A 17,119-nucleotide genomic window follows, 5' to 3' on the forward strand; every position below is an offset into this window, starting at 1 on the left:
ATCTCCGGGCGGTCATTTCCACCCCTCCCGCATGGACTCCACCGACGCGCCCGCCCCCGCCGCCTCCTCGAACGGCCTCCTCGGCTGGATCGAGCGGGTCGGCAACCGGCTTCCCGACCCGGTCTTCCTGTTCCTGTACCTCATCCTGGGGCTGATCGGCATCAGCCTGATCGCGGCCGGGGTCGACTGGTCGGCGCTGCACCCGACGGCGCTCGGCGACGACGGGGCACCGCTGCTAATCGCGGCCGAGAGCCTGCTGTCGGCGGCCAACATCCAGCGGCTGTGGGTCGAGATGCCGACGACGTTCACGCACTTCCACCCGCTCGGCTACGTGCTCGTCGTGATGCTGGGCGCGGGCGTCGCCGAGCGGACCGGCCTGTTCGGGACCGCCATGCGCGCGGCCGTCCGCAACGCGCCGACGCTGCTGCTGACGCCGGTCGTCGCGCTCGTCGCCATGATGGGCAACCTGGCCGCCGACGCGGCCTACGTGGTGCTGATCCCGCTCGCGGCCGTCATCTACCACGCCGCCGGGCGCCACCCCATCGCGGGCATCGCCGCGTCGTTCGCCGGTGTCTCGGGCGGGTTCTCAGCCAACCTGCTGCCGGGCCAGCTCGACGCGCTGCTGTTCGGGATCACCCAGGAGGCCGTCGAGACGATCGTGCCGACGTGGCAGGCCAACATCGCCGGCAACTGGTACTTCATCGCCTCAATGGTCGTCGTCGCGATCCCGGTCATCTGGTACGTCACCGACCGCATCATCGAGCCGCGCCTGGGCGCCTACGTCCCCGAGGGCGACCACGCCGGGGACCCGGACCCGGACCAGGAGATCACGGCCGACGAGAAGAAGGGCCTGCGGTGGGCCGGGCTCGCATCGCTGGCTGTCGTAGCGGTGTGGGCGTTCTTCACCCTGGGCCCGGGCACGCCGCTGATCGACGAGGCGGCGACGCCCGAGGCGCGCCTGTCGCCGTTCTACCGGTCGCTCGTGGCCGGCTTTTTCGTGCTGTTCCTGGCGGCGGGGTGGGTCTACGGCGCGGCCGTCGGGGTCGTCAAAAGCCACCGCGACATCGTCAAGATGATGTCCGGGGCGATGGAGGACCTGGCGTACTACCTGGTGCTGGCGTTCGTGGCGGCGCACTTCGTGGCCATGTTCAACTGGTCGAACCTGGGGCTGATCGTGGCGGTCCACGGCGCGAATGGCCTGGAGCAGATGGCGCTCCCGACGCCGATCCTGCTGATGCTGATCGTGCTGTTCACGGGCCTGATCAACCTGTTCGTCGGGTCGGCGAGCGCCAAGTGGGCCCTGCTGGCGCCCGTGCTCGTCCCGATGCTGATGCTGGTCGGCATCAGCCCGGAGATGACGACGGCCGCCTACCGCGTCGGCGACGGGGCCACCAACATCATCACGCCGCTGATGGTGTACTTCCCGCTCATCCTGATCTTCTGCCAGCGGTGGCAGAAGGGGTTCGGGCTCGGGAGCCTGGCCGCGCTGATGGTGCCGTACTCGTTCGGGCTGATGATTGTCGGGCTGGTGCTCGTGGGCGCCTGGGTGGCCTTCGACATCCCCCTCGGGCCGGGCGCGACGGTCGACTATGTCCTGCCCGGCGCGCCGGTCGCGCCCTAGTCGACAGGGGGGGCTGGCGCTCGCATCGAGTCCGGGCCGCTCGCGACACGACGAAACAGACGGCGGGGCCGCCCTCCGAAGAGAGCGGCCCCGCCGTCGTCTGTCGTCGCCCGGCTGCCCACCATGGCGGCGGGCGGCGGGTCGGACTAGCGCACGACCGTCAGCCGCGTCGTCGCGACCTCCGTGCCGGCCGTCACGCGCACGACGTAGACCCCGGACGGGAGAGCGGCCACGTCGAGCGTCGACGCGTGCCACCCGGCCTCGGCCGTGCCACGCGTTGCGGCGACCTCCCGGCCCCGCACGTCGTATACGACGACCGAGAGCGGCCCGGCCTCGGGGAGGCCGAGGCGCAGGGTCGCCCGGTCGCGGGCCGGGTTCGGGTACGCCGTCCCGAGCGTGAGCGCCTCCGGCGCTGCCACGGTGGCCGCGGCCGTCGGCGCGACGGCCGCCTCGGGCGTCGCCGCCGTCTCGCGCTCGTCGGCCTCCGTCGGACCGTCGGCCGACTCGGTCGCGGCGTCGGTCGCCAACTCGCCGTCGGCGGCGTTCCCGGCCAGCATCGCCGCCTCCGGAACGGCCGAGAGGGCCGTCGCGAAGAGGGCCGTCACGCCGTCGTCGAGGTCGACCTTCTCGCCGACGAGGACGCCGACGAACCGGGCCCCCTTCTTGAGACGGACGTGGGACTCCGGCGCCACGATCTGAGCCGCGACGGCGGTGCCGTCCTCGAACTCGACGTGGCCGTCGGCCACGCGGAACGTGAGGTAGCGGGCGTCGGCCTCGCCGAAGGGCATGGGGCTGACCGCGCCGCCCTTCTTGACCTCGAACTTGTCCTCGACCTCGACCATGACCGGGCCCGTCGCGAGCACGGCCTCGATCCGGCCGCCCTGTTCGACCTTGATCTCCTCGAAGGCGTACGCGCCCGAGGCCAGGGTGAGCACGGCGTCGCGGCCGACCCGGAGCTTCCCGTAGGAGCCCGGCGCCAGCGCCTGCGTGGCGCGGTCGGCGACCCGGACGTCCGCGCCGCCGGCGAGGACGGACACGGCCGGGAGCTCGACGCGGGCGACGGCCGCCTCGGTGACGGTCCCGGTCACGACCGCGTCGCGCTTGATGTCGACGTCGGGGGCCGTCACGTCGCCGTCGACCCGCTGGTCGTCGTGGACCTTGAGGTCGTCGGCCGACGTGAGGTCGCCGACGTGGAGGCTCGGGCCCTCGGCGCCGCGGAGGCCCTTCTTAAGCTCGAGCTTGTCGTTCGAGTGGACGGCCCCCTCGGTCCGGACCTGCCCGTCGATCTTGACGTCGCGCTCGGCCAGGATGAGGTAGGCCGAGGCCACCGCTGCCGCGTCGTCGACGACGGTGACGGTGCGGGTCGCCGAGGCGGCGTTGCCCGAGGCGTCGGTCGTCGAGTACGTCAGGACGTAGCTGCCGGGGACCGTGGTGTCGACGGTGCCCGAGACGGTCGTCGCGAGCGCCCCGTCGCAGGCGTCGTCGGCCGTCGCGCCGGGGTCGGCGAAGGCGCCCGAGAACCGGACGTGCTCGACCGCGGCGGCCCCCAGCACGGTCACGAGCGGCGCCGTCGTGTCGACGACGTCGACCGTGCGCACCAGCGCGCCAGACGTGTTGCCGAACGCGTCGGTGGCCGTGTAGGTCAGCGTGTAGGTGCCGAGCCCGGACCCGACCGTGCCGGCGACGGAGACCGTCGGGGCGGCGTCGCCGTTGTCGGAGACCGTCGTGCCGGGGTCCTCGAAGGTCGCCGGGCACTCGAGCGTCAGGGCGTCGGCCCCGACGAGCGCGAGGGCCGGGGCCGTCGTGTCGACGATGGTGACGACGACCTCGTCGTCGTCGGTCAGCCCGGCCCCGCTGCCGTGCCCGGTGCCCGTGCCGACGGGGACGCCGCCGCTCGTGAGCTCCTCGGCCCGGTGGATCAGAGTGTGCGTGCCGACGGGGAACGCCAGCGTCACCTCGGCGCCGTGGGCGAGGTGCTCTTCGGTCCCGTCGGTCAGGACGCGGATCCAGTGGAGCTTGAGGTCGTCGCCGTCGGGGTCGGTCGAGCCGCTCGTGAGCGTGACCGGCGTGCCGGCCGGGTCCGTCGCCTCAAGCGTCTGGTCCGGTCCGCCGTCGGCGACGGGCGGCCGGTTGGCTGGCAGGATCGTGAACGTGAACGTGACCGGCCCGAGCTGGGCGCCGGCCCCGTCGGTGACCATGGCGTCGAACGCGTCGGACGCGCCGTCGTGGACGTGGCCGGCCTCATACGTGAGCAGGCCGGCGTCGATGTCGGCCTGGGTGAAGGTCGACCCGGTGCCGAGGCCCGTTCCGCCGAGCGCCAGCTGGCCCTCCGTCGGGTACGTGACCAGGGCGAAGGTCAGGTCGGCCGGGCCGTGGTCGGCGTCGGTCACCTCGAGCTCGGCCGTCGTGATCGGCTCGGTCGTCAACTCGACGAGCGTGAGCCCGGCGTTCGTCGCCAGGACCGGGCGGGCGTTGACGAACACGGTGATCCGGCGGGTCGAGCGGTCGCCGTTGAGGTCGTCCGCGACGAACTCGATCAGCGTCGGGCCGGCGTCCGCTGCCGTCGGCGTCCACGAGAACGTCCGGGCGACCGGGTTGCCGAAGGCCGACGGGAGCGACCCGAACGAGGCCCCGGCCGGCAGGCCGTTGACCTGGAGGAAGCGTACCTGGTCGTCGGGGTCGGCATCAGCGATCTCGACCGGGAACGAGACCGACTGGCCGGGCTCGACGTCGATCCGGGCGTTGTCGGCCGGCGTGGCGCCGACGAACTCCGGCGCTTGGCTGACCTGGATGGTGACCGCGGTCGAAGTCTGGACACCGATGTTGTCCTGGGCGGTGAACTGGACGACAGACGTGCCGAGCTCGGCCGTCGTCGGAGTCCACGTGAACCGGGACGCGACGGGGTTGCCGCTGGCGGGGAGCCCCGGGCTCAGCGACGCGTTGGGCGGGAGGCCCGCGGCGCTCAGGCGGATGTTGTCGCCCAGGTCCGCGTCCGTCGCCCGCACGTCGAACACGACCGGCTGCCCCGGCCGGACCTGGATGGCCGAGCCGGCGGCCGGCGTGACGGCGTAGTCGAACGCCGGCGCCACGTTGGACGTCTTCGGGATGACGTTGATGAGAAAGTCGACGGTCGAGCGAGAGATCACCTGGTTCGACCCCGTGACTTCCTCGACGACGACACCAGCGCCGTAGAGCCGGCGCGCGAGGCCCGTGGTGTTCATCGTGACCTCGCCGGTGGTGGCGTCGACGGAGAACCCACTGAGCGGGGACACCCCGCCGCCGAGGTCAGCGGAGGTCGCCGCCCGGAACCGGATGGTCCCGAGGCCATCCGAGTCAGAGACCGGGACCGTGAACCGCGCGGCGGGCGTGTTTTCCTCGAGGTTGACGATCGGCTGGAGCGCGACGGTCGGCGAGTTGTTGCCAGGCGTCACGAGGGTCCGGAGGTTGAAGCTGCCTCCCCCGTTGCCAAGCGAGATCCGGCAACAGCTGTCGAAGTACGCCGTGTAGGGGCCGGTCCCAGGGTAGGTGTACCGGACGGTCATCTCGCCGAACAGCCAGTCCGCCTGGGTGTCCACCGCCGTGACACGGAGTTGGACCGGGACCTGGGCGGACCCGTCACCGAACCTGAAGAACGAGGTCGTGAATGTCGTTCCGCCTACCGGCGTGTTGAAGGCCGAGTACCGCCAGGCCTGCTGGATCTTGAACTCGACGGTGTTGCCGGAAACGGTGCGGTACGAGACGTTGCCGTAGCGGAAGTGGGAGGCCTCGGCCGGCGCCGCCGCGAGGGCGCCGAGGAGGAGGGGGAGCGCGAGGAAGAGCGCGGATCGCAAGTGTCTCATGAGGTCGTGAGCCTGGAGTGAATGAGTGGGAGATGTCCCGAGCCAGGGACACGTCCTTGTGCAGAGTGGCACACCAGGAACATCTGGGGCAGAGGGGGTATGGGACTGGAGAATGACCGCCGCCCACCGGACATTCTCCGCCGCTGATCGGACATCCGACCGTTTGGGCACCGAGCTGGCTCTGGCGCCGGCGTACGGGTTCCCGGTGTCGTTACCGGCCGCGGTACTGCTGTGGGGACAGGCCATAGGCCGCCCGGAACGCGGACCGGAACCCGGAGTCGCTGGCGAACCCGGTGAGGTAGGCGACCTCCTTGACGCTCCGCGAGCGGTCGGCGAGAAGCGCCGCGGCCCGCTCCAGGCGGAGCCGGCGGAGGAGCCCCGCGGGCGTCTCGTCCGAGGTGTCCGCCAACCGGCGGCGGAACTGGCGGGGGCTCAGGCCGACGGCGTCGGCGAGCGCACGAGCGCCGAAGTCGGCGGCGCCGAGGCCCCGCAGGGCCGCCTCGAACACGTCGCCGAGAAACGCGGCGTCGGGCGTCGTGCGGGCGGGGCGCCGGGCGGGGCGCCGGGCGGGCGCGCCCGACCAGGCCTCAGCCCGGACGACCGCCGCCAGCCATTCGGGGACCGTGTCGGAGGCCGAGGCCACGATCACCGGGATGTGGGCCGTGCAGGCGGCCTGGGCGAGCGCCGCCGCCAGATCGCCGCCGGTGCCGTCGGGCAACCAGGTCTGGGCGACCACCAACGTCGGGCGGAGCGCCTGGGCCGCGGCCTCGCCCGCCGCGCGGTGGGGCGCGACTTCGACGGGCAGCCCCGGCGGGAGCCCGGGGCGCAGCGCGGCGGCGAGCCGCGTGCCCACGACGAGCGTGACGGCCGGCGGCTGCGGGGCAGGCGGAACAGAGACGGAGTCGGGAGCAGCGATCAACGGGGCGGAGGGGTGCGTCGATACCAACTGCGTAGTTCGCCAGTCCCACCTGCCACGACGCCCCCAATCTCCGGTAGATACACGAGGGGCCGATTGGGGGCGCCGGGCTCGCAGAGCGCGGTCGGCGCCCGCAGTGGCGGGCTCACAATTGCAGCGTTAGTATCGGCGTGCCCACCTGTCGTTGCTCCGTCCCAGCGAGCCCCTGCCGACCCCGCCGCGCCCGCTTTCCGACCCGGAGCCCAACGCCGTCTCGGCGTTGTTCGAGCGGATGTACGCCGAGCTCTGCCGGACGTCGGCCGGCCACGTCAGCGGCGAGTGGGGGGGCGTGACGATCTCGGGCACGGAGCTCGTGCACGAGGCCTACCTCAAGGTGGCCGCCGGCGACCCGACGTGGACGGACCAGGCCCACTTCGTCGCGCTCGTCTCCCGCGCGATGCGCCAGGTCCTCACCGACCGGGCCCGCCGGCGGACCGCCCGCAAGCGGGGGGGCGAGCACCGCGACGAGACGCTGGGCGACCACGCCGCCGCCGACGATCGCGCCGCTGCGGATCGGGCGCTCGCCGTGGACGCTGCGCTGGGCCGGCTGGCGGCGAAGGACGCGCGGTTGGCGCAGGTCGTCGAACTCCGCTTTTTCGCCGGGCTCGAGATCGTCGAGATCGCCGAGGCGATGGGCGTCAGCGAGCGGACGGTGGCGCGCGACTGGGCCCGCGCCAAGGCCCACCTTCGAGCCCTCCTGGTGTAGCGATGGAACTGCCCTCGACCTGGGCGCGCGTCGACGCTGCGCTCTGCCACGCCCTCGACCTCGACGGCCCGGCTCGAGACGCGTATGTGGCCACGCTGGACGCGGCCACGCGGGCGGCCGTCGAGCCGCTGCTCCGCGACGCGCTCGCGGACGACCCGGTGCTCGACCACCCCGAGGCGGCGCTGGCGTCGCTCGCGGCGCCCGACGTCTTCGGCGGGGAACGGGTGGGCCCGTACCGGATCGGGGCGCTGGTGGGAGAGGGCGGGATGGGCCGCGTCTACCGGGCGCACCGCGCCGACGGCGCCTTCGAGCGGACGGTCGCGCTCAAGGTCGTCCGCCAATCGCTCGCGCTCGCCGGCGCCGACGTGGCCGCCCGGCTCCGCCGCGAGCGCGACCTGCTGGCGGCGCTCGACCACCCCGGCATCGCCCGCCTCATCGGGGGCGGCGAGACCGACGACGGCGTGCCCTACCTCGTCACCGAGTTCGTCGACGGCGCCCCGATCACGGCGTGGGCCGACGCCCGCGGCCTCGGCGTCCCCGACCGGGCCCGGCTGCTCGCCGAGGTGGCCCGGGCCGTCGACCACGCGCACCGCCGGTTCGTGGTCCACCGCGACCTCAAGCCCTCGAACGTGTTCGTCACCGAGCGCGACGGGGCGCCCCGACCGGTCGTGCTCGACTTCGGGATCGCCAAGCTGCTCGACGCCTCGGGCGAGGAGTCTGGCACGTTCCCGCTCACCCGGACCGGGATGCGCCTGCTCACGCCCGCGTACGCCGCGCCCGAGCTGTACGAGCCGGCGGCGGCCGTCACGACGGCGGCCGACGTGTACGGGCTCGGGGCCCTCCTCTACGAGCTGCTGACGGGCTGCCGGCCGCACGCCGACACGTCGACGGCCGGCCCCTCCACGTCCGAGCCGACGCGGCCGTCGAGCCGGGTGGCTCGGCCCGGCGGCGGCGCGGCGCCGGAGGCGCTCGCTCGCTCGCGCGCGTTGCGCGGGGACCTCGACACCATCTGCCTCAAGGCGCTCCACCCCGACCCCGCCCGGCGCTACGCCAGCGCGGCCGACCTGGCCGACGACCTCGACCGCCACCTGGCCGGCCGGCCCGTCGAGGCCCGCCCCGACTCCGTGGCCTACGTCGTCGGCCGGTTTGCCCGTCGGCACCGGTCCGCCGTTTCGGGGGCGCTTGTCGCGCTCGTCGCGCTCGTGGCCGCGCTCGTGGTGTCCCTGGTCTCGCTCCAGGCCGAGCGCGAGGCGCTCGACCAGTCGCGGGCGTCGGAGGCCCTGGCGGACGAGGCGGCCGACCTGCTGGCGGGCGTGTTCGCCGACGCCGATCCGTACGTCACCGACGGCCGGGAGGTCACGCTCCGAGAGGCGTTGGACGCGGCTGTCGGGCGGGTCCGAACCCTCGCCTCCGACGAGCTCCGCGGCGACCTGCTCTGCGTGTTCGCCCACGTCCACGCGCAGTGGGGGGACTACCACGGCGCGGACACCCTGTACGCCGAGGCGGTCCGGGCGCTGAGCGGGTCGGGAGCGACGCCGCTGGCGCTGGCGAAGGCGCGGTACGGGCTCGGCCGCGCGCGTGGGGCCACCGGCCGCTACGACGACGCGCTCCGCCAGTTTGAGTCGGCGTCGGCGAGCGCTGGAGACGGGCCGCAGGCCGCCGCCTTCCGGTTCCGAGTGCTCCGGGACGTCTCGTGGATCCAGCGCGAGCAGGGCCGTCACGGCGAGGCCGTGGCGACAGCCGAGGCGGCGCTCGAGATGGCGGGGGCGCTGGACGAGGAATCGCGCGTGTTGGCGCTCTACGAGCTCGCCTCGTCGCTGCTGGCGGCCGGGCGCACCGACGAGGCCGAGCCGGTCGCCAGGGAAACCCTCGCCCGCGACGAGGCGCTGTACGGGCCCGGCCACATCGAGACGGCGCACGCCATGACGTTGCTCGGCGAGGTTCTGGTCGCTCGGAAGCGCCTCGGGCAGGCCGAGGACGTCATTCGCCGGGGACTGCGGATCAACGAGCGGGCGCTCGGGACGTCTCACCCGTACACCGTCGAGAGCCGGCTGTCGCTCGCGTCGGTCCTCTTGCAGCGGGGCCGGCTCCGCGAGGCACAGGCGACGGTCTCCGCCATCGACCCGTCGGCGGTCGACGGCGAGGGGTCGGCGTGGCAGACGGCCCGTCAACTCCAGGCGGCCCTCGACTCGGCGCGGGCCGTGCGTGGCTAGCGCGAGGCCGTCGGGCCGCGGTCGGGGAGGGTGCCCCCGGCCGCGCGCAGCGTCACGAGCGTGAGCTCGGGCCGGCAGCGGATCCGGACGGGGACGGTCGAGAAGCCGATGCCGCGGTTGACGTAGAGCCGGTTACCGGGCGCGCCGATCGAGTCGGCCGCCCAGCCGTCGGCGACCACCTCGCCGGGGCGGACGACGTCGAGCCAGCTCCACGTGCCGGTCCCGGGCAGGCGGATCTGGCCGCCGTGCGAGTGGGCCGCCAGCGCCAGCGGCGCCTCGTCGGCGGCGACCTCGCGGAACGCCTCGGCGTTGTGCATCAGCCACACGCGGGGCGCCCCGGCGGGGACGGCCGCCAGCGCGGCGGCGGGCGCGGCGTTCTCGGCCCAGACGGAGCCCACGCCCGCCACCCACAGCGGGTCGCCGTTCGCCGCCTCGACGGCGACCGCGTCGTTCTCTAGCACCGTCACGCCCGCCTCGCGAAGCTGGGCGGCGAGGTACTCCGCCATCGGCGGGCGCTCGGCGCTGTCCTTCTTCATCAGCGAGTAGTCGTGGTTGCCGAGCACGGCGACCGTCGGGATCCCGGCGGCGACGAGCGGGCGGACGTACGAGACGGCCTCGCGGACGGTCGCCGAATCGGGCTGGTACACGAAGTCGCCCCCGATCAGCGCCAGCGCGGCGCGCTCCTCGATGGCGCGGCCGACCGCCGTCTGCACCATCCCGCTGTTGTCGAGCCACATCCCGGTTTGGAAGTCGGCGACGAGCGCGAGGGTCTGGCCGTCCCACCCGGTCGGTAGCCCGGGCACCTCCGCCTCGATGGCCTGCTCGTCGAGCAGGAGCCGGGGCTCGATGGCCACGCCGTAGGCGACAAGGAGCATCAGGAACAGGGCGACGACGCCGAGGGCACGCAACATGGCGGGGGAGGAAGGGGAGAGAGCATAGGCCATACACAAAACGGGGGGTCCGGGATCGCCTGAGTCTGGATTGGGGTGGCGCCCCGATGGGGGCGACTCTGGACCTTCCCGGCCTCCTGTCCATTCAACCCCTGCCCATCTCATGGGCCCTCTCTCACCCACCCACTCTGATTCATGGCCAACATTCCTGTCGAACGCTCTGCCGGTACGCCCTGGTGGCTCTGGCTCCTCGGCGCCCTCCTGCTCGGCGCCCTCCTCTGGTTCCTCATCGGCGCCTTCTCCGACGACGACGACGTCGACGACGCTTACGTCGACGACACCGAGATGGTCGAGGACGTGGACCCCGTCGTCGTTGCCGGCGACATGGACGCCGATGCCGGCATGGCCCTCGACATGAGCAACCTCTACGTCACCCGCGTCACGGGCGACCGGACGTTCTTCGTCGCCGCCAGCGACGACCCGAACGCCGCCGAGACGCTCGTCATCCTCAATGAGGAGGCCTCGGCCGCGCCCGGCATCGAAGGGCAGGTCGACATCAACCCCGGCCAGCGCGTCTCGCTCGCCGGCGCCGACTACGGCGCACTCGGTGACATGGACCTCTTGAACATGGGCATCCCGGACGCCGACCTCAACGCGATGACCTCGGACACGAACGTGATCCGCGTCGACGGCGACGAGGTCGAGATCCTCGAGGCCGACATGGAGAACGTGGAGGCCGGCGAGTAGTTCGAATCTCTCCCGCTCGGCCCGGCGCCTGCCGGCCGAGCGGGGACGTCTGATCTCTCTACTCCACCCATCCCCTAGTTCTCATGGCCAACATTCCTGTAGAAAAGACCTCCGGCACGCCCTGGTGGCTCTGGCTCCTCGGCGCCCTCCTGCTCGGCGGCCTCATCTGGTTCATCGCCGAGGCCTTCGACAACGAGCCCGACGCCGACGAGATCGCCGGCACCGACGACAACGTCGGCGTGCTCGACGACTTCGAGATCGAGCCCGGCGCGGACGAGGTCGACGGCAACGTCGTCACCTCCGCCGAGCAGCTTTACGCCGACGACGACGGCCTCTTCGAGACCGACGCCGAGATGGCCGACGGCCCCGGCGGCCGCGACGACGCCAGCGACCCACTTCCCGACGCCGGCACGCTCGAGGGCGTCACCGTGACGCGCATCCAGCCTGGCACGCGCGTCGACGTTGACGACGCCCGCGTGCTCCGCGTGGTCGGCGACTCGACGTTCTGGATCGGCACCGACGAGCTCCGCAAGACGCTCGTCGTGCTGGTCGGCCTCGGCGAGTCCGAGACCGGCGCCGGCGGCACCGACGGCGTGTTCGACATCGATGAGGGCGACACCGTCTCCATCAACGGCGCCTTCGCGCGCTACGCCGACGGCGAGCGCGGCCTGTCCGAGCTCACCGACGACGACACGGCGGCGCTCCGCAGCCGGACCGTCTTTATCCGCGTCAACTCGCGCGACGACATCACCGTCGTCGAGTAGCGCCGCCGCTGGCGACGTCGCCACGGCACCCCCTTTCTCCACTCAGACCCCTCTTTTCATGCACCGCATCAAACTCTCCGAGACCTCCGACTGGGACCTCGAATTCCCCGACGACCAAGACGTGCGCGGCTACCGCGTGCTCGACAAGGACGGTGGCGACACCGGGCTCACCGTCGTCGACATGATCGTCAACACCGACCAGAAGATGGTCGACGCCGTGACGCTGTCGGACGGCACCGAGTACCCCGCTCGCGACCTGTCGATCGGCGACGGCGTGATCTACGCCACCGATGGCACCTACGACGGCACCCGCCGCACGGCCGACATCGAGCGCTACGGCGCCGTCGTCCCGCGCTCGCGCGCCTAGCGCATCTGCGCGGACCTCGACCCGGCGTGGGGGCTTCGGCCTCCACGCCTTTTTTCTGTCCCGCCCATGGCCTTCGACCACGTCTTCCTCGCGCCCGTCCTGCTCACGAAGGGCGGGATGACGCCCCACAAGTTGCCGTTGCCCGATTCGGTCGCGGAGCCTCTGCGGGAGGCCAAGGTGCGCCGCCTCGTCGGGACGATCGCCGACGCGCCGTTCCGCCTAGCGCTCCACCGCCACGGCGACCTGTCGTTCATCGCGCTCAGCCGCGACCGGATGAAGACGCTGGGGCTGACGGCGGGCGACCTCGTCGGCGTCGAGCTGAGCGCCGACCCCGACCCGGACCAGGTCGAGCCAGGCGCGGAGCTGGCGGCCGCACTGGCCGACGACGCCCAGGCGCGCGCGACGTGGGACGACATCACGCCCGGGATGCGCCGCGCACTCGCGCACCGCGTGACGAGCGCCAAACGCGAGACTACCCGCCGGGACCGCGCCACGGAGGTGGCGGCCCGCTTGCGCGACGGCACGCACGAGACGCTCAAGCGGCGCTGGTGAGGCCGACTAGTCCTTGCCGTTGGCGCCCAGCACGGACCCGATGATCCCCGCCAGCAGCCCGTAGCCGAGGGCGCCGATGACGGCCGCGAACGCGCCGTCGACGGTGAACCCATCGAGGAACGAGGCCGCGAGCCAGAACATGACAGCGTTAATGAGGATCGTCAGCAGGCCGAGCGTCAGCCAGCGGAGCGGGGTCGTGATGAGTTTGACGACCGCGCCGATGGTGGCGTTGACGAGCCCGACGACGAGCGCGGCGATGAACGCGGTGCCGATGCTGGCGATGCCGACGCCGGGCACGAGGTAGGCGACGATCAAGAGGGCGGCGGCGCTGGCGGCCCAGCGGAGGAGGAGCTTCATCGGAGTCGGGGGGACGGGCGCCCGCCTACGGGCAGGCGGGCGGTGGGGTTCAGGCGTTGAAGGGCCAGGTTGCCCAGGTCGCCCTTGGGTCGATGGCGATGACGGGGATCCCGTCGAGCGCGGCCGCCTCGACCAGCCCGACGCCGAGCCCGGTCTCGCCGGAGCCGGTCATCCTGACAATGAAGGCGTGCGTGGTGAGGTCAGTCGCGTTGTACAAGACGGGCACCACCCCGCCCGTCGCGGGGTCGGCGTCGCGGCCGAGGTAGAACACGCCGAGGCCTTCGAAGGGTGCGGACATCCGGGCAGGGGAGGGGACCGCCCGGAGTCTGGCGCGGCGCGTGCGCGCATCCGGCCCGTGTCGTGGGCGCTAGGCAGCGAGGGCGAGCGGCATCGTCTCGCTGGTGAGCCGCTCGCACGCCTCGAACAGCGCCGCCGCCGTGGCGCGGTCCGTCGCTTGCGAGGCGACGTCGGCCGGGCCCGGGGCGCCGCGCATGTCGCGGAAGCCCTGCGGCCCGACGTAGGCGCTGCCTGCCACGTCGGGCGACGCGGCCGCCACGAGCGACGGGAGCGCGCCGCGCCACGCGGGCATCGCGATTAGCGGCATCACCGCGTTCGCCGCGAACGCCATCAGCCGCGAGCCGCCGACCATATCGTCCATCAACTCGGTCGACGACACGCCCGGGTGCGCCGCGAGCGAGATCGCCGACGTGCCGTCGAGCCGGCGGTCGAGCTCGAACGCGAGCATGAGGTCGGCCAGCTTGCTCTGCTGGTAGGCCCGCCACGGGTCGTAGCGCCGCTCGCCGTTGAGGTCGTCGAGCCGGATCTTGCCGTCCTTGTGGGCGATGCTCGACAGCCAGACCACGCGCCCGGCGTCCGCCGCCAGCACCTGGCGAAGGAGCCGGACGGTGAGCGCGAAGTGGCCGAGCACGTTGACGCCGAACTGCGTCTCGAAGCCGTCCTGCGTCTCGGTCCGGGTCGGGACGGCCATCACGCCCGCGTTGTTGACGAGCACGTCGACCGGCCCGTCGAGGCCGTCGGCGAAGGCCCGGACGGAGCGCAAGTCGGCGAGGTCGAGCGCGCGCACGTCGAGGTCGGCGCCGGGGACGCTCTTGAGAACGTCGGCGGCGGCGGCGGCCCCGCGGCCCGTGTCGCGGCAGGCCATGACCACGCGCGCGCCCAGGACGGCGAGCCCACGGGTCGTTTCGAGGCCGATCCCCGAGTTGGCGCCGGTCACCACGGCGGTGCGGCCGTGCTGGCGGGGGAGGTGTTGGAGGGCCCAGGAGGCGGCGTCGGACATCGGATTGGAATCGTGAGAGGTAGAGAGACCCCCGCAGGGCGGGCAGGGTTCTCCGGACTTGCCGCACCGCGTCGAAAGGTTTACACTGTTAACCCCCCTTCCCGCCACGGTCATGGACCTTCTCGATTCCCTCCACGGCGCGCTCGCCGCCGTCACGCCCGGCTGGGCCGCCGCCGTCGGCGTGCTGCTGGTGCTGTTCGCGCTCGGCTTCACGGGCGCCCCGCTGGCGGTCTGGGCCCTGGCTGGCCTGGTCGCCCTCGTCGGCTTCGGCGCGCCGTGGGCGCTGACGGCCGTTTTCGTCGTGCTCGCGGCCGTCTTCCTGATCACGCCGATCCGCCGGTTGCTGTCGGCGGGCGTGATGAAGGCGATGGAGGCGATGCAGTTCCTGCCCGTCATCTCGTCGACCGAGCAGGAGGCCATCGACGCCGGGACGGTCTGGGTCGAGGGCGAGCTGTTCTCGGGCAAGCCCGACCGCGAGCGCCTGCTGGCGCAGGGCTACCCCGGCCTGACCGAGGCCGAGCAGGCGTTCATGGACGGCCCCGTCGAGGAGCTGTGCCAGATGGTCGACGACTGGGAGGTGTGGCAGCAGCGCGACCTCCCCGAGGCCGTGTGGCAAAAGCTCAAGGACGACCGCTTTTTCGGGCTCATCGTGCCCGAGGCGTACGGCGGCCACGGCTTCAGCCCGAGCGCCAACAGCGCCATCGTCGCCAAGGCCTCGTCGGTCTCGTCGACACTCGGCATCACCGTGATGGTGCCAAACTCGCTGGGCCCGGCCGAGCTGCTGGCGCACTTCGGGACGGACGCGCAGAAGGACCATTGGCTGCCCCGGCTGGCCTCCGGCGAGACGATCCCGTCATTCGCCCTCACCGAGCCCGGCGCGGGCTCCGACGCCGGCGCGATCTCGTCGAAGGGCGTCGTCTTCCGCGACGCCGACGGCGACCTTTCCGTCCGGCTCGACTGGCGCAAGCGCTACATCACGTTGGCCGCGATCTCCGACGTGCTCGGGCTGGCGTTCAAGCTGGAGGACCCCGAGGAGCTGCTCGGCAAGGGGACGGACCTCGGCATCACGTGCGCGCTCGTCCCGGCCGACGCCGAGGGCGTCGTGCTCGGCCAGCGCCACGACCCGCTCGGCGTGCCGTTCTGGAACTGCCCGACCGAGGGCCACGGCGTCGTCGTCAAGCTGGAGGACGCCGTCATCGGCGGCGCGGCCGGCGCCGGGCGCGGCTGGCGGATGCTGATGCAGTCGCTTGCGGCCGGGCGCGGGATCTCCCTCCCCGCCAGCGCCACGGCGGGCGTGCTCCAGTCGGCCCGCGTCGCCGGCGCGCACGCGCTCATCCGCAAGCAGTTCGGGCTGTCGATCGGCAAGTTCGAGGGGATCGAGGAGCCGCTCGCGCGGATCGGCGGCTGGGCCTACACGCTCGACGCCGCGCGCCGCTACACGAACGGCGCGCTCGACCAGGGCGCCGCCCCGGCTGTCGTGACGGCCATGATGAAGTACAACGCGACCGAGCTCTTCCGGAAGGCGGTCAACGACGCGATGGACATCCTGGGCGGGAATGCGATCTCGCGCGGCCCGCGCAACCCGATCGCCCACGCCTACATCGGCCTGCCCGTTTCGATCACCGTCGAGGGCGCCAACATCCTGACGCGGACGCTGATGATCTTCGGGCAGGGCGCGATTCGCTGCCACCCGTACGCCCTGCGCGAGATGCAGGCGCTGATGGCCGGCGACGCCAGGGCCTTCGACGCCGCGTTCTGGCCCCACATCGGCCACGTCGTCCGCAACGCGTTCCGCGGGATCGGCCTGTCGCTCAGCCGCGGCTGGCTCGCGGGCTCGCCGGTGAGCGGCCCCGCCGCGACGTACTGGCGCAAGATGTCGTGGGCGTCCGCCACGTTCGCCTTCCTCGCGGATCTCGCGATGGGCACACTCGGGGGCGACCTCAAGCGCAAGGAAAAGCTCACCGGCCGGTTCGCCGACATCTTCTCGTGGATGTACCTCGGCACGGCGACGCTCCGCCGCTTCGAGGCCGAGGGCCAGCGGCCCGAAGACCGCCCGTTCCTCGACTACTCGATGCAGTACGCCTTCGCCCAGATGCAGGACGCCTTCGACGGCCTGTTCGCCAACCTCCAGGTGCCGGGCGCGACGTGGCTCTTCCGCGGCCCGCTCGCGGCGTGGTCCCGCTTCAACCGCCTGTCGTCGCTCCCGTCCGACGCCGTCGGCGGCCAGGTGGCTGCAGCCCTTCAGGTGCCCGGCGCCCAGCGCGACCGCCTGACCGGGCTCGTCTTCGAGTCCGACGACCCGACGCACGCGCTGGGCCGCTTCGAGACGACGATGAAGCTGTGCTACGACGCCGAGGCCGTCGTGTCGAAGCTCAAGGCCGCCATCAAGCGGCGCGAGCTGCCCCGCCAGCACCCGGCCACGCTGATCCCCCAGGCCGTCGAGGCCGGGATCCTCACCCCGGACGAGGCCGACCTGCTCCGCCGCGCCGAGGAGGCCCGCAACGACGCCATCCAGGTCGACAGCTTCGACACCGAGGACTACTTCGCCAGCGCCGTCAAGCCCGCGTCGGTGACGTCGGAGACCGGCGGCGACGGCGTCGCACTCGGCACGGTCGGGTTCGGCGGCCCGGCCGACACCGACACCGGTGCCACGACGTGGTCCGGCGGCGTCGTCACCGAGGACCCCGCCGAGGGCACGGCCTAGCGATGCAGCCGCCCGCCCGCCGCCGCCCGCTCTGGCCTCTCGTCGGAGCGGGCGGCTCCGTGGTTGCGGGCGGTCGTCCTTCCACATCCGCCCGGTCCGACCGCGGC

At 72.8% G+C, this 17,119-nt stretch carries 14 protein-coding genes; 8 read left to right on the forward strand and 6 right to left on the reverse strand.

What is annotated here, in order from left to right; all coding sequences use genetic code 11:
• Positions 1–31: 31 nt before the first annotated feature.
• On the forward strand, positions 32–1,621 hold the full coding sequence (locus ACLIRP_RS03775; RefSeq protein WP_412062627.1) for an AbgT family transporter: 1,590 nt from the start codon (positions 32–34) through the stop codon (positions 1,619–1,621).
• Positions 1,622–1,767: 146 nt separating this feature from the next.
• On the opposite strand, the gene ACLIRP_RS03780 is transcribed toward ACLIRP_RS03775, so the two are convergent.
• Positions 1,768–5,460: an immunoglobulin-like domain-containing protein gene (locus ACLIRP_RS03780; RefSeq protein WP_412062628.1), complete on the reverse strand. Its 3,693-nt coding sequence runs from the start codon at positions 5,458–5,460 to the stop codon at positions 1,768–1,770.
• A gap of 211 nt (positions 5,461–5,671) precedes the next feature.
• Complete coding sequence (locus tag ACLIRP_RS03785) at positions 5,672–6,379, reverse strand: helix-turn-helix domain-containing protein (RefSeq protein ID WP_412062629.1); 708 nt, start codon at positions 6,377–6,379, stop codon at positions 5,672–5,674.
• Between the two features lie 181 nt (positions 6,380–6,560).
• Here ACLIRP_RS03785 and ACLIRP_RS03790 point away from each other — a divergent pair, with 181 nt between their 5' ends.
• Together ACLIRP_RS03790 and ACLIRP_RS03795 are read left to right on the forward strand one after the other, a co-directional pair.
• Complete coding sequence (locus tag ACLIRP_RS03790) at positions 6,561–7,121, forward strand: ECF-type sigma factor (protein WP_412062630.1); 561 nt, start codon at positions 6,561–6,563, stop codon at positions 7,119–7,121.
• A 2-nt stretch (positions 7,122–7,123) separates the two neighbouring features.
• The gene (locus ACLIRP_RS03795; RefSeq protein WP_412062631.1) at positions 7,124–9,334 is read left to right on the forward strand and encodes a protein kinase domain-containing protein; all 2,211 of its coding nucleotides are present in this window, start codon (positions 7,124–7,126) and stop codon (positions 9,332–9,334) included.
• On the opposite strand, the gene ACLIRP_RS03800 is transcribed toward ACLIRP_RS03795, so the two are convergent.
• Entirely contained in the window at positions 9,331–10,245 is a 915-nt protein-coding gene (locus ACLIRP_RS03800) for a metallophosphoesterase (protein WP_412062632.1), read from the reverse strand. The two genes, ACLIRP_RS03795 and ACLIRP_RS03800, sit on opposite strands and share 4 nt — an antisense overlap.
• Positions 10,246–10,419: 174 nt before the next feature.
• On the opposite strand from ACLIRP_RS03800, the gene ACLIRP_RS03805 reads away from it, so the two are divergent.
• The 4 genes from ACLIRP_RS03805 to ACLIRP_RS03820 all read left to right on the forward strand — a co-directional run bounded on the left by ACLIRP_RS03805 (position 10,420) and on the right by ACLIRP_RS03820 (position 12,654).
• Entirely contained in the window at positions 10,420–10,971 is a 552-nt protein-coding gene (locus ACLIRP_RS03805; RefSeq protein WP_412062633.1) for a hypothetical protein, read from the forward strand.
• An 83-nt stretch (positions 10,972–11,054) separates the two neighbouring features.
• Positions 11,055–11,735 carry a hypothetical protein gene (locus ACLIRP_RS03810; RefSeq protein ID WP_412062634.1) on the forward strand — a complete coding sequence of 227 codons (681 nt, stop codon included), beginning with the start codon at positions 11,055–11,057 and terminating at the stop codon, positions 11,733–11,735.
• Between the two features lie 58 nt (positions 11,736–11,793).
• The gene (locus ACLIRP_RS03815; protein ID WP_412062635.1) at positions 11,794–12,102 is read left to right on the forward strand and encodes a hypothetical protein; all 309 of its coding nucleotides are present in this window, start codon (positions 11,794–11,796) and stop codon (positions 12,100–12,102) included.
• 66 nt (positions 12,103–12,168) lie between these two features.
• Complete coding sequence (locus ACLIRP_RS03820) at positions 12,169–12,654, forward strand: YdeI/OmpD-associated family protein (RefSeq protein WP_412062636.1); 486 nt, start codon at positions 12,169–12,171, stop codon at positions 12,652–12,654.
• Between the two features lie 6 nt (positions 12,655–12,660).
• Here the strand turns inward: ACLIRP_RS03820 and ACLIRP_RS03825 are convergent, their stop codons facing one another.
• The 3 genes from ACLIRP_RS03825 to ACLIRP_RS03835 all read right to left on the reverse strand — a co-directional run bounded on the left by ACLIRP_RS03825 (position 12,661) and on the right by ACLIRP_RS03835 (position 14,308).
• Positions 12,661–13,011 carry a phage holin family protein gene (locus ACLIRP_RS03825; protein WP_412062637.1) on the reverse strand — a complete coding sequence of 117 codons (351 nt, stop codon included), beginning with the start codon at positions 13,009–13,011 and terminating at the stop codon, positions 12,661–12,663.
• A 49-nt stretch (positions 13,012–13,060) separates the two neighbouring features.
• Positions 13,061–13,309 (reverse strand): hypothetical protein, encoded by a 249-nt coding sequence (locus ACLIRP_RS03830; protein ID WP_412062638.1) that lies wholly within the window; start codon positions 13,307–13,309, stop codon positions 13,061–13,063.
• 69 nt (positions 13,310–13,378) lie between these two features.
• Positions 13,379–14,308 carry an oxidoreductase gene (locus ACLIRP_RS03835; RefSeq protein ID WP_412062639.1) on the reverse strand — a complete coding sequence of 310 codons (930 nt, stop codon included), beginning with the start codon at positions 14,306–14,308 and terminating at the stop codon, positions 13,379–13,381.
• A gap of 112 nt (positions 14,309–14,420) precedes the next feature.
• On the opposite strand from ACLIRP_RS03835, the gene ACLIRP_RS03840 reads away from it, so the two are divergent.
• Entirely contained in the window at positions 14,421–17,012 is a 2,592-nt protein-coding gene (locus ACLIRP_RS03840) for an acyl-CoA dehydrogenase (protein WP_412062640.1), read from the forward strand.
• The last annotated feature ends 107 nt before the right edge of the window (positions 17,013–17,119 follow it).

Source organism: Rubrivirga halophila, from assembly GCF_046845755.1.
GTDB lineage: Bacteria > Bacteroidota > Rhodothermia > Rhodothermales > Rubricoccaceae > Rubrivirga.

Excerpts from the sequence above, each read along its gene's own strand:
- ACLIRP_RS03775 (WP_412062627.1), top strand. The coding sequence starts at position 32 with ATGGACTCCACCGACGCGCCCGCCCCCGCCGCCTCCTCGAACGGCCTC.
- ACLIRP_RS03780 (WP_412062628.1), bottom strand. The coding sequence starts at position 5,460 with ATGAGACACTTGCGATCCGCGCTCTTCCTCGCGCTCCCCCTCCTCCTC.
- ACLIRP_RS03795 (WP_412062631.1), top strand. The coding sequence starts at position 7,124 with ATGGAACTGCCCTCGACCTGGGCGCGCGTCGACGCTGCGCTCTGCCAC.
- ACLIRP_RS03800 (WP_412062632.1), bottom strand. The coding sequence starts at position 10,245 with ATGTTGCGTGCCCTCGGCGTCGTCGCCCTGTTCCTGATGCTCCTTGTC.
- ACLIRP_RS03805 (WP_412062633.1), top strand. The coding sequence starts at position 10,420 with ATGGCCAACATTCCTGTCGAACGCTCTGCCGGTACGCCCTGGTGGCTC.
- ACLIRP_RS03810 (WP_412062634.1), top strand. The coding sequence starts at position 11,055 with ATGGCCAACATTCCTGTAGAAAAGACCTCCGGCACGCCCTGGTGGCTC.
- ACLIRP_RS03815 (WP_412062635.1), top strand. The coding sequence starts at position 11,794 with ATGCACCGCATCAAACTCTCCGAGACCTCCGACTGGGACCTCGAATTC.
- ACLIRP_RS03820 (WP_412062636.1), top strand. The coding sequence starts at position 12,169 with ATGGCCTTCGACCACGTCTTCCTCGCGCCCGTCCTGCTCACGAAGGGC.
- ACLIRP_RS03825 (WP_412062637.1), bottom strand. The coding sequence starts at position 13,011 with ATGAAGCTCCTCCTCCGCTGGGCCGCCAGCGCCGCCGCCCTCTTGATC.
- ACLIRP_RS03830 (WP_412062638.1), bottom strand. The coding sequence starts at position 13,309 with ATGTCCGCACCCTTCGAAGGCCTCGGCGTGTTCTACCTCGGCCGCGAC.
- ACLIRP_RS03835 (WP_412062639.1), bottom strand. The coding sequence starts at position 14,308 with ATGTCCGACGCCGCCTCCTGGGCCCTCCAACACCTCCCCCGCCAGCAC.
- ACLIRP_RS03840 (WP_412062640.1), top strand. The coding sequence starts at position 14,421 with ATGGACCTTCTCGATTCCCTCCACGGCGCGCTCGCCGCCGTCACGCCC.